Annotated in this window: 12 protein-coding genes; 7 read left to right on the forward strand and 5 right to left on the reverse strand. The window is 40.4% G+C overall.

Translation table 11 applies throughout. The annotated features are described in order from the left end of the window. Position 1: 1 nt before the first annotated feature. The 4 genes from KIH23_RS13050 to KIH23_RS13065 all read right to left on the reverse strand — a co-directional run bounded on the left by KIH23_RS13050 (position 2) and on the right by KIH23_RS13065 (position 4059). Positions 2 to 751 (reverse strand): rhomboid family intramembrane serine protease, encoded by a 750-nt coding sequence (locus tag KIH23_RS13050; protein ID WP_213213945.1) that lies wholly within the window; start codon positions 749 to 751, stop codon positions 2 to 4. Beyond that, on the reverse strand, positions 748 to 2619 hold the full coding sequence (mutL, locus tag KIH23_RS13055) for a DNA mismatch repair endonuclease MutL (protein WP_213213946.1): 1872 nt from the start codon (positions 2617 to 2619) through the stop codon (positions 748 to 750). Before mutL ends, KIH23_RS13050 begins: the two co-directional genes overlap by 4 nt. A 134-nt stretch (positions 2620 to 2753) precedes the next feature. Then, the gene (gene ribH / locus KIH23_RS13060; protein WP_213213947.1) at positions 2754 to 3248 is read right to left on the reverse strand and encodes a 6,7-dimethyl-8-ribityllumazine synthase; all 495 of its coding nucleotides are present in this window, start codon (positions 3246 to 3248) and stop codon (positions 2754 to 2756) included. A gap of 22 nt (positions 3249 to 3270) precedes the next feature. Further along, positions 3271 to 4059, reverse strand: coding sequence for a tetratricopeptide repeat protein (locus KIH23_RS13065; protein WP_213213948.1), 789 nt, complete (start codon positions 4057 to 4059; stop codon positions 3271 to 3273). Between the two features lie 190 nt (positions 4060 to 4249). On the opposite strand from KIH23_RS13065, the gene recF reads away from it, so the two are divergent. The 6 genes from recF (at position 4250) to murB (ending at position 10764) form a co-directional block, all read left to right on the forward strand. Next, complete coding sequence (gene recF / locus KIH23_RS13070; RefSeq protein ID WP_213213949.1) at positions 4250 to 5329, forward strand: DNA replication/repair protein RecF; 1080 nt, start codon at positions 4250 to 4252, stop codon at positions 5327 to 5329. Between the two features lie 72 nt (positions 5330 to 5401). After that, positions 5402 to 6100: a thioredoxin domain-containing protein gene (locus tag KIH23_RS13075; RefSeq protein WP_213213950.1), complete on the forward strand. Its 699-nt coding sequence runs from the start codon at positions 5402 to 5404 to the stop codon at positions 6098 to 6100. Position 6101: 1 nt separating this feature from the next. Then, a complete protein-coding gene (locus tag KIH23_RS13080) occupies positions 6102 to 6776 on the forward strand; it encodes a DUF2461 domain-containing protein (RefSeq protein ID WP_213213951.1) in 675 nt (224 codons plus the stop codon). 5 nt (positions 6777 to 6781) lie between these two features. Continuing rightward, positions 6782 to 7849 (forward strand): glycosyltransferase family 4 protein, encoded by a 1068-nt coding sequence (locus tag KIH23_RS13085; RefSeq protein ID WP_213213952.1) that lies wholly within the window; start codon positions 6782 to 6784, stop codon positions 7847 to 7849. Between the two features lie 2 nt (positions 7850 to 7851). Then, positions 7852 to 9720 carry an asparagine synthase (glutamine-hydrolyzing) gene (gene asnB, locus KIH23_RS13090; protein WP_213213953.1) on the forward strand — a complete coding sequence of 623 codons (1869 nt, stop codon included), beginning with the start codon at positions 7852 to 7854 and terminating at the stop codon, positions 9718 to 9720. Between the two features lie 30 nt (positions 9721 to 9750). Further along, the gene (gene murB, locus KIH23_RS13095; RefSeq protein WP_213213954.1) at positions 9751 to 10764 is read left to right on the forward strand and encodes a UDP-N-acetylmuramate dehydrogenase; all 1014 of its coding nucleotides are present in this window, start codon (positions 9751 to 9753) and stop codon (positions 10762 to 10764) included. Here the strand turns inward: murB and KIH23_RS13100 are convergent. Then, positions 10761 to 11099 carry a tRNA-binding protein gene (locus tag KIH23_RS13100; protein ID WP_213213955.1) on the reverse strand — a complete coding sequence of 113 codons (339 nt, stop codon included), beginning with the start codon at positions 11097 to 11099 and terminating at the stop codon, positions 10761 to 10763. The two genes, murB and KIH23_RS13100, sit on opposite strands and share 4 nt — an antisense overlap. An 80-nt stretch (positions 11100 to 11179) precedes the next feature. Between KIH23_RS13100 and KIH23_RS13105 the strand changes: the two genes are divergently transcribed. Further along, positions 11180 to 11737, forward strand: coding sequence for a thioredoxin family protein (locus KIH23_RS13105; RefSeq protein WP_213213956.1), 558 nt, complete (start codon positions 11180 to 11182; stop codon positions 11735 to 11737).

Raw genomic sequence — 11737 nt, forward strand, 5'->3', positions numbered from 1 at the left:
TTTAATTCCAGCGATTTCGATTGAATTGATTACCGCGCCAATACCACATCATCAAGAAGCCAACAAGCGCGCCACCTACGTGCGCAAAATGAGCAATGCCGCTTGATCCGCCAAAAATAGAATTTCCGTACAAGCCCAAAACCAAATCAATGACAATCAAACCCGGAACAAAATATTTGGCTTTAATAGGTACCGGAATAAACATTAATGCAAGCTCCGCATCAGGCATCATGAAAGCAAAAGCGGCCAACAAACCATATATAGCACCTGATGCTCCGACTGCCGGACTGGCAAACGAACCTATAAAATTTTGTAACCCAGAACGCCCGAGCACTTCGCTCCAACGGGTATCCATTTGTTCTTGGTTCAGTAAACTTATAATATCTTCTGTTTTGAAACCTGCTTGAATTAGTTCGTTTAATCCGTTGTGAAAAAGTATATAATTAACTCCTGAATGCAATAAAGCTGCGCCCAATCCGCAAGAAATATAAAAAAACAAAAACTTGCGTCCACCCCAAAAATATTCCAGAGCAGAGCCAAACGAATACAGCGCAAACATATTGAAGAAAATATGCATCAAATTGCCGTGCATGAACATATGCGTTAAAAATTGCCACGGATGATATAGCGGATTTTCAAAATAAAACAACGACAGCCATGTATACGCCTGGTCTCCGAGCCACAAAGTGCCCACAAAAAACAAAACGTTGACAATTAACAACTGCTTGACTGTTGGGGTTATCTGCATCATAGGGCAAATCTTTTATCTAAGTCTTCCACCCGCAAAGTGATGAAAGTAGTTTTTTGAAAAGGTGAAACGTCGGGCGCTTTACAAGCAAACAAAGCATTGATCAGGTTTTCTTGTTCTTTTTCAGATAAAAACATCCCGTTTTTAATGCTCATGCTTTTGGCCATTGATTGTGCGATGATGTCGTTTTGACTAAAACTATTCCCGGGAATGCCTTCTTGCAAATCGTGCAACAGTTCATGCAAAACTTCTGAAATTTGATCTGGAGTAATCTGCGGCGGAATGCCCGACAATACAATTCGATCGTTGACAATCGCGTCAAAGGTAAATCCTGTTGCAGTGAGCGAAGCTTCAAGTTCTAGTATAGCACCAATTTCGTGGGTTGAAAATGTCAATTCAATCGGAAACAACAATTGCTGACTAGCGGCTTGTTCAACTGTCATGTTGCCCAGAAACTGTTCATATAGTATGCGTTGATGCGCTCGTTGTTGGTCAATTACCACCAAACCTGACTTAATTGGATTAACAATATATTTTCTTTGCAATTGATAACAACGTGCAGGTGTAGTTTGATCTGTTTCTGCTTCAGCAAACAAAACTGAGTGTATTGGTTCGCTTTCAAAAGCAACTTGCTCAGGTTCCCAAACGCTGTCAGTGTCAGATTGAAGCCCAACATATAAGCTTTCCCATGAAGATGTTTCTGGGATTTTGTATTTCTGTTTGCTGCTTGATGAAGGTGCTTTAGCGGGTTTTTCATCGGCAAACGGATTGAATCCGGCATCAACTTGTATGGTCGGATATACCGAATCCGCATCTTTGTCCTTGTAATGATAGGGTGTGTCTAAATTCGCATCGCGCTCAAAATCAAGAATAGGCGCCACATTAAATTGACCTAAACTGTGTTTGACCGATGAACGCAAAATGGCATAAAGCGCTTGCTCATCGTCAAATTTAACTTCGGTTTTGGTGGGATGAATATTGATATCGATGCTTTGTGTCGGAACCTCGAGCAATAAATAATAACTCGGTTGCATACCGTCTTTAAGCAAACCTTCATAGGCATTCATAATGGCATGATGCAAATAACCACTTTTGATGTATCGACCGTTGACAAAGAAAAACTGTTCGCCTTTGTTCTTTTTAGAGAATTCAGGTTTTCCGACAAAACCGCCAATGCGCAAAATATCGGTTTCTTCCTGAACAGGAACCAGCTTTTCATTGGTTTTTCCGGCAAAAATGCCCACGATGCGCTGACGGAAATTTCCGGGTGGCAAAATGTGTACTTCAGATGAATTGTGGTAAAACGAAAAATAAATTTCAGGATGTACCAAAGCAACTCGCTGGAATTCATCAACAATGTGGCGAAATTCAATCACGTCTGACTTCAAGAAATTGCGTCGCGCCGGAATATTGAAAAATAAATTCTTCACCGAAAACGAACTACCTTCAGGCAAAGCGGCCACATCTTCTTGCAAAAATTTTCCGCCTTCAATAGTCAAATGCAAACCCAATTCATCTTGTGGTTGACGTGTTTTGAGCTCAACATGAGCCACCGCAGCAATCGAGGCCAATGCTTCACCGCGAAAACCTTTGGTATGCAACGCAAACAAATCTTCGGCTTGACGAATCTTAGAAGTAGCATGACGCTCAAAACACATATGAGCATCGGTAGCATTCATGCCTTTTCCGTTGTCAATCACTTGAATCAGGGTTTTACCGGCATCTTTGATGATGAGTTTGATGTCAGTTGCTCCGGCATCAACGGCATTTTCAAGCAATTCCTTGACCACAGAGGACGGACGCTGAACAACCTCGCCGGCAGCAATCTGATTGGCGACATGATCGGGAAGTAACTGAATGATGCCTGGCATGAATGTGTGATTGAGTAGTTGTATTTGATTGAACAACGCGTACAAATTTAACTATTTTATATTAGCAAAAACAGTTAACGAGACGATAAAAAACTATGGTTTTACAGACTTTTAAAGAAGTTAATTTACAAAAACTAACGTGTAGACTTATGTTGCAAATCTGCCATTTTAATTGCTGCTATAGCAGCTTCGGTTCCTTTGTTTCCGTGTTTTCCACCACTGCGATCAATAGATTGCTGCTCATTGTTATCAGTGAGTAAACAAAAGATTACCGGAACATCGGTTTGTATATTGAGATCTTTGATACCTTGGGTAACGCCTTCGCAGACAAATTCAAAGTGCATGGTTTCACCTTTGATCACACAACCTATCGCAATAACTACATCAACTCTTTGGGTTTGAATCATGCGCTTGCTGCCATAAACCAGCTCAAAACTGCCTGGCACATCCCAGCGAATGATGTTTTCTGGCAAAGCTCCACAATCGAGCAAAGCCTTTTCAGCTCCCGTATACAAGCCGTTGGTGATTTTGTCGTTCCACTCAGAAACAACAATCCCAAACCGAAAATTTTTCGCGCTTGGGATTGTATTTTTATCGTATTGTGATAAATTTTTATTTTCAGTAGCCATAAATCGGCAGTATTTCGCAGGATTATTGCGCCAAACCAATCAATCCGTCTACCATTCCGCCTTCAGGAGTGGTTTCATATTGTTCTTTGATCTGTGTGAAATATTTCAAGGCTTCAGCTTTCTGACCCAATTCTAAATTGGTTTGACCGGCTTTGAGCAAGAAACGCGGAGTAGTCATATTATTCTTGTGCATTTCTGAAGCTTTTACATAATATTCTAAAGCTTGTTTCGGTTGTTTTTTCTGAGCGTAAGCATCACCTACAGCACCTACAGCCAAAACACTTAAAATTTGATCTTCAGACTTGAACTTTTCAAGTGAAGCAATAGCTTGGTCGTATTTACCTGTATTTAGGTATGCAATTCCTGAATAGTAGTTTGCCAAATTACCCGCAGCAGTACCCGAGAATTTTTCAGCAATATCTTTGAAACCAAATTTACCTTCAGCACCATTCAAAGCCAAGTTGAACAATGAGTCTGCTCCTTTAGTAGCATCTACAGCTTTTTGGAAATTTTGTTGCGCTGTGAACATTTCAGCAGCAGCTTCGTCTTCTTTAGGCTCAACAATAAATTTTTGATACATTAAATAACCAATAGTAACCAAAGCAACCGCGCCTACAATACCAAAAATATATTTCTGATTGCGCTCTACCCACTCTTCAGCTTTTGATGCCGTATTGTCTAACGAGTTAAAAACACCCGCCGTGGTACTGTCATTCTCATCAACTTTGATATCTTCTTCAATGAAGTTATTATCTACAACTGTTTCTTTTTCTTTGGGAGCTTTGTAACCTCTTTTGTTATAAGTAGCCATTTATTTTAATTTAATGAGCCGCAAAAATAAAATTTTTATTCTAACACGCACAAAAAAAAATTGATTTCTGTTAATTTTTTGAAGCTTAACACCAGAAAGTCAAATTCGTGAGAACTTTTAAATAATCTTCAGTTGTGAACGATTATTTTCAATAATTTGCGCTCACTTTTAAAGGCTCTGCTTTTTGATCATGCAACTCAAGTCTATTTCACTTATCAATTACAAAAATTTCTCGGATGCCGTTTTTGAATTCGACAACAAAATCAATTGTATGGTTGGGCGCAACGGTGTAGGAAAAACCAATATTTTGGATGCCATTTATCATTTGGCCTACGGAAAAAGCTATTTCAATCCGATGGCAATTCAAAACATCAAACACAACGAAGATTTTTTTGTGCTTGATGGTTATTTTGAAATTGATGCTAAAAAAGAGCAAATTGTTTGCAGCTTAAAGAAAAACCAAAAGAAAATCCTCAAGCGCAACGGTCGCATTTATGAGAAATTCTCTGATCACATTGGGCTTATTCCGTTGGTGATTATTTCACCTTCTGACCGTGATTTGATTGTTGAAGGCAGCGAAACAAGACGCGGTTTTTTAGACAGCGTTATCTCGCAATCAGACAAAATTTATTTACAACAACTGATACAATACCAAAAAGTATTGCAACAGCGAAATGCCCTATTAAAATACTTTGCACTCAATCAGGTTTTTGAAACCGATACACTAGACATCTACAATGAACAACTAGATATGCTAGGCCATCAAATACATTACAAAAGACAGACGTTCATTGAATTGTTTACACCGATATTCAATCAGTATTACCGCATAATTAGTGCAGATTCTGAGCAAGTACAACTTATTTATGAATCGCAATTAACCACACATAAATTAGCACAATTACTCAACGAAAATATCTCTAAAGACCGCATTCTTCAATACACAGGTGCGGGCATTCACAAGGATGATTTGTTGTTTGAAATCAATAATCATCCGATTAAAAAATTTGGTTCCCAAGGACAACAAAAATCTTTTTTGATTGCACTTAAACTGGCTCAATTTGAATTTCTTAAAAAGCAATGCGGCAATAAACCTATTCTTTTGTTTGACGATATTTTTGACAAACTTGATGAGCATCGTGTAGCACAAATCATATCAATGGTCAACAACGATGAATTTGGCCAATTATTCATTTCTGACACCCATCCTGAACGCACCGAAAACATTGTAAAACAAACGCATCAGAGCTATAAAATTTTCAACTTATAATTTAAGTTAATATTTCGTTTTGTCAATTCAATTTTTACCTACTTTTGCTCATTATTTTTAAAATTTCGGGCTATGAAATTTCGTCACTTTTTACTGATTTTTTCGGCGTTGATTATCGCTTCTTGTCAAGGGCAACCTAGCGCTCATTATCAGAACATCAATGCTCAGGCTTTTGCAGATAAAATCAAAGCAACACCTAAGGCGCAAATTATAGACGTACGCACGCCTTCAGAATACAACAGCCAACACATTGACAACGCCAAAAACATCAACTGGAACGGTGATGATTTTGAAGCTCAAGTGGGCAAGCTCAATAAAAACGAACCCGTATTTGTTTATTGTATGGTGGGCGGGCGCAGTAAAAAAGCTTCAGACAAACTCATCGAAATGGGTTTTAGCCAAGTATACGATTTAGAAGGCGGCATGATGAAATGGAACGCAGCCGGCATGACAAAACCCAGCGAAAAAATAATCGGTATGTGCCCGCAAGAATATGGTGATATGATCAAAGCCGATGCAAAAGTTTTGGTTGATTTTTATGCCCCGTGGTGTGCGCCTTGCAAACAAATGGAACCCTATTTACTCAAAATGCAAAGTGATTTAAAAGGAAAGGTAAATATTGTTCGCCTGAATGCTGATGAGCACAAAACCATGATTTCAGATTTAAAAATTGACGGCCTTCCGGTATTGCTGTATTATGAAAACGGAACGCTCAAATGGAAACACCAAGGTTTTATGAGCGAAGCAGAACTGAAAAAAGGATTAGAATAAAATGTTGTCGAAAGAAAGCCTTCAGTTTCTGGCCGATTTAAAAGAAAACAACAACCGCGATTGGTTTCTGGCTCAGAAAAAACGATATGAAGCCTACAAAGCCGATTATCATCAACTTATTGAAAAATTACTTGAAGCAATGAAGCCGCTTGATGAATCATTGGCCATGCTTGAGGTAAAACATTGTACGTTTCGCATCAACCGTGACATTCGCTTTTCAAAAGACAAATCGCCCTACAAAACGCACATGGGCATTTGGCTCAAATCAGGTTCATTAAACAATGAAGCGCCGGGTTATTACATTCAGATTGATCCTGAAAAATCATTTGTTGGTGGCGGTTTGTATTGTCCGATGCCGGAACAACTGCAAAAAATCAGAAGAGAAATCAACTTTTTTTACGACGATCTTCAAGAAATTGTAAACGCTCCCAAGTTTACCCAAACTTTTGGTTCACTGACTCGTGATGAGAATTCAACTTTAAAAAACCCTCCGCGTGGTTTTGAAAAAGATCATCCCGGAATTGAGTTTTTAAAACTCAAAAGTTTTACTGCCATCGAGTATTTTGACACAAAAAAAGCAACGCAAAAAGATTTTGTATCGCAAATCAGCCAAAAACTCATTTTGCTTAAACCGCTTAACGATTACCTCAACAGAGCGCTGAGTTCTGAGGAATAAAATTTATGGTGCAAAGAAAGATTCTATTTCTCGGCGAAACTTATCGCGCTGATGCCATCACTTGGATCAAAGGTCTAAGAGAGCTTGGCTCATTTGAAGTGATTACTTGGGAACTCAAAACACCCAGCAATGGTTTATTGAATCGGTTTTCCAGAATTTTAGAATACGCTACAGCTTGGCGCAAAATTCGAAAAATTGCCCGACTTGAAAAGCCCGACATGGTGATTGCTGAACGAACAACCAGTTACGGTTTTCTGGCAGCACTTTCAGGTATTAAACCGGCAGCCATTGCACAACAGGGCATTTCTGATTTATGGCCCGAGAATTCATTGCTGTATCCGCTAAAAAGAATGATCCAATCTTTTGCATTTCACAACGTTGATTTGATTCATGCCTGGGGTCCGGCTATGACTGTTTCAATGAAGAAAAACAAGGTTGATATGAGCAAAGTGATGGTGCTCCCGAAAGGTATTGACTTAACAAAATTTACGTTTGCTAAAAATCAAAGCCAGCCCAAAATTCACGCAATTGTTACCCGTTCATTACTTCCCGAATACAGACACAGTACCATTATAAAAGCCTTTGGTTTACTACAACAACAGCAAATTCCTTTTGAGCTTACCATTGTAGGCGATGGCCCAATGAAAGAAAAACTACAGCGTTTGACCCAAAACCTCGACATACACAAAAACGTACATTTTGTGGGTAGAATCAGCAATGAGAGTCTGCCAAAATTACTTGCCAAAGCCAATTTCTATATAAGCATGCCAATAACCGAAGGGGTTTCATCGTCTTTGTTTGAAGCCATGGCCGTTGGTTGTTACCCAATTGTAAGTGATATTCCCGGAAACCAAAGCTGGATAAGCCATCGCGAAAATGGCCAGTTGGTAACTGTTGATCAAAAAGAAATTTTGGCTCAAGAAATAATTTGGGCCCTCAAGAATGAAGAATTTAGAAAACAAGTAGTGGCCAAAAATCGCAAGTTTGTTGAAGAAAAAGCCAACTACACCCACAATATGAAACAAATATCTGAACGATATCACCAAATGATTAACCACCACCAAAATCAATAATCGTGTGCGGAATTAACGGTATTTTTCACATACGAACACCCAAAGAAGTTGATGCCCATACACTCATCAAAATGCGTGATGTGCTTGAGCACCGAGGGCCGGATGACAACGGTATGTTTACAGACAAAAATCTCGGACTTGGCCATCGACGACTCTCCATTATTGATGTAACTGCCGCAGGACATCAGCCTTTTATTTCACCAGAAGGCAGGTATGTAATGGTTTTTAATGGCGAAATATACAACTACCGAGATTTTTACGCTGAACTCAAAAACAGCGGTTACAACATACAAACGCAAAGCGATACCGAAGTGCTTTTGGCCTTGTATCAAATTCACGGACTCAAAATGCTCAGTAAGCTCAACGGAATGTTTGCTTTTGCTATTTGGGATAAAGTTGAACGAACTTTAACCGTTGCGCGTGATCGCATGGGTGTAAAACCTTTGTATTACAGTTGGCACGAAGGCAGTTTTTACTTTGCCTCAGAACAAAAAGCCCTTTTTGCGGCCGGTGTTCCGCTGCGCATATCGCAATCCGGAATCGAAGAATATATCTTTAACCGCTTTGTTGCCGGTCAAGACACTCTTTTTGAAAATGTACAAAAATTATTACCGGGCCACAGCATGGTTATTTCAGAAGATGGTCAGGTAAAAACGCATACTTGGTGGAATCTCAAAACCGAAATCCAACAACAAGCCACCATTCAAAAACCACTGGATTGGTTCAGAGAAACTTTTGACAGTTCAGTAAAACTGCGCATGGTCAGCGACGTTCCTGTGGGTGTTTTGCTCAGCGCCGGATTAGACTCATCTTCTATTTTGGCCTCCATGCACCATCAAAAGTTCTCAGATATTCAAACTTATACCATTGGTTTTCAAGAAGCCGAGCACAACGAAGCGCATTTGGCTGAAATGCTCACCCATAAATTCAATTACCGATTCAACAAATTAGAATTGCGTGATGAGCAAGTATACCAACAGCTTTTGTCAGCTACCTATTACCAAGATGAACCACTAATGCACCTGAGCGAACCGCATTTGTTGGCGCTTTCAAAACTAGCACAGCCCAATGTAAAAGTCTTGCTTTCGGGCGAAGGTGGCGATGAGCTCATGGGTGGTTATGTTCGATACAAACCTTTGCAATTTCCATCACTATTGCAAGCGGCGGCTGTGATCAACAAGCTCGATATTTTTAGCAAAAAAATGCGATACGACAAACTCGCGCGCTATGCCAGCATTGACAATTCGCGTGATTTGGTATTATATAACGGCTCAAATATTTACCCGAAAGACATTGCGCAAAACTTTGGCATTCACAAAACGCCAGAAAATCAATACCGCAACGAAATTTATCGCCAAGCGCAAGAATTATATCCAAACAACCTCAGACGACAAGCCTTATATTTTGATCAGCATACTTATTTGTGCTCGTTGCTCGACCGTAATGATCGCTGTACGATGGGCGCATCGATAGAATGCCGCGAACCCTTTTTAGATCAGCGCTTATTGACTGGTTTGGGATCGCTTGACGACCAATGGCTCTTTACCGGAAAAAAAGGAAAATACATTCTCAAAACCAGTATGCAACAGCGCTTGCCAGATGATATTTTGAAATTCAGAAAAGTTGGTTTGAGTACACCTTGGGGCGAATACCTCACGCAAAACCCGGCATTCTCTGATGAAATGTCGTCCTTTACCAACAGCGAGATTTTTAAATGGTCGTATTTTGAAAACATCAAAATTGACAAAATGATTGCTCAATTGCGCGCCGGCGATAAACGTATGGTTTCCTACATCGTTCCGCTGTTTATGTTACACATTTGGGTGAAGTATTATGTAGAAAAGTTTTCGGCTTTGGCTGAGATAGTCTAAATAGCAACCCTTATCTTTGAAAAAAACTTTATGCAAATTCAAAGTCAGTTTTCATTAAAGCGCTACAACACTTTCGGAATCGACGCCAAAGCGCGCGCATTCATTGCCGTAAACTCAGTCGATGAATTGCGTCAAGTTTTACAAGATCACAACCACGAAAAAAAGTTCATTCTAGGCGGCGGAAGCAATATGCTGCTCACGCAAGATATCGACGCTTTAGTAATTCATGTAAATCTAAAGGGTAAAAGAATTGTTCAAGAAGATGATGATTTTGTTTGGGTTGAATGCCAAGCGGGCGAAAATTGGCATGCATTCGTCTTGTGGACACTCGAGCAAAACTTCGGAGGGCTTGAGAATATGTCACTCATTCCGGGCAATGTGGGCACCACGCCAGTTCAGAACATTGGCGCTTATGGCAGTGAAATCAAAGATACCATGACCCAATGCGAAGCCATGAAAATAGCCGATGGAATTCTGCACATCTTTACCAATGCTGATTGTCATTTTGGATATCGCGAAAGTATTTTTAAACAAGAAGCCAAAGATCAGTACATCATCACTTCAGTGACTTTTAAGCTCACCAAACGCAACCATACCATCAAAACCGGTTACGGAGATATTCAGGCTGAATTGGCCAAAAACGAAATTTCACAGCCGACGATTCAAGACGTAAGCCGCGCGGTAATTGCCATTCGTCAGAGCAAATTGCCCGACCCGAAAGAACTCGGCAACAGTGGAAGCTTCTTTAAAAATCCGGTGATTTCAAAAGCTGATTTTGAACAAGTTCAGCAGAAATTCCCAGAGGTAAAATTCTTTCCGGTATCAGAAAATCAGGTGAAAGTTCCGGCAGGTTGGCTTATTGAACAAGCCGGTTTTAAAGGAATGCGTGTGGGTGATGCAGGCGTTCACAAAAATCAAGCGCTCGTTTTGGTCAACTACGGAAACGCCAAGGGAGCCGAAATTCTGGCTTTATCGCAAAACATTCAAAACACCGTACGCGAAAAATTCGGCATCAGCATTGAGGCCGAAGTCAACGTGATTTAACCAATCCGCAGGCCGTTTTCAACCACAAAATCCGGAGCGAGCAAAACAACATCGTTGCCCTCGCCTACGCTACCGAGCACCAAACATTCGCTCATAAAAGGCCCGATTTGTTTTTTCGGAAAATTCACCACAGCCACGACCTGTCTACCCATTAAGGTTTCCGGTGCATATCGTTTGGTGATTTGTGCCGATGTCTTCTTCAGACCCAAGGCCGCACCAAAATCAATCGTGAGCTGATAAGCCGGTTTTTTAGCCTCTGGAAATTCATGAGCTTCAACAATGGTTCCTACCCTCATTTCAACGCGTTCAAATTCAGTCCAGCTCAAATCATTCATTGCATTTTGTTGTTTTGGTGAGCGTTCAAAGTTCGGATTTTTTGTTTAAATTTCGATGCTGTAACCTTTACTTGTCACCAATGGCGCAAACTCCTTCCCATATGTTACCGCTGGGCACGCAAGCTCCAGAGTTTGTTTTGCCTGATACGGTTTCAGGACAAATACGCTCACTAGTTGAGCTCAAAGGCACAAAAGGCACGCTGGTTATTTTTATGTGCAACCACTGCCCTTTTGTGGTTCATGTGATGGATGAAGTGGTGCGCATCGCCCATGAATACGAAACCAATGGAATCAACACCATCGCCATATCAAGCAATGATGTGGCTAAATATCCGCAAGACAGCCCCGAACTCATGAAAGCATTTGCGCTCGAACACCAAATGAATTTTGCCTACTTATATGATGAAACGCAGCAAACAGCTCATGCTTATGATGCGGCTTGCACCCCCGATTTTTATTTGTTTGATGCGCAGAATCAATTGGTATATCGCGGGCAATTGGACGATTCACGACCCAGCAACGGAATTCCCGTGAGCGGAAAAGATTTGCGCGCGGCATTAGAAGCTTTGGTTTTGGGTCAACATATACCCGGCGAGCAAAAACCGAGTTTGGGTTGTAATATTAAATGGAAAATATAA

Source organism: Flavobacterium sp. CYK-55 (assembly GCF_018413465.1).
Lineage (GTDB): Bacteria > Bacteroidota > Bacteroidia > Flavobacteriales > Flavobacteriaceae > Flavobacterium.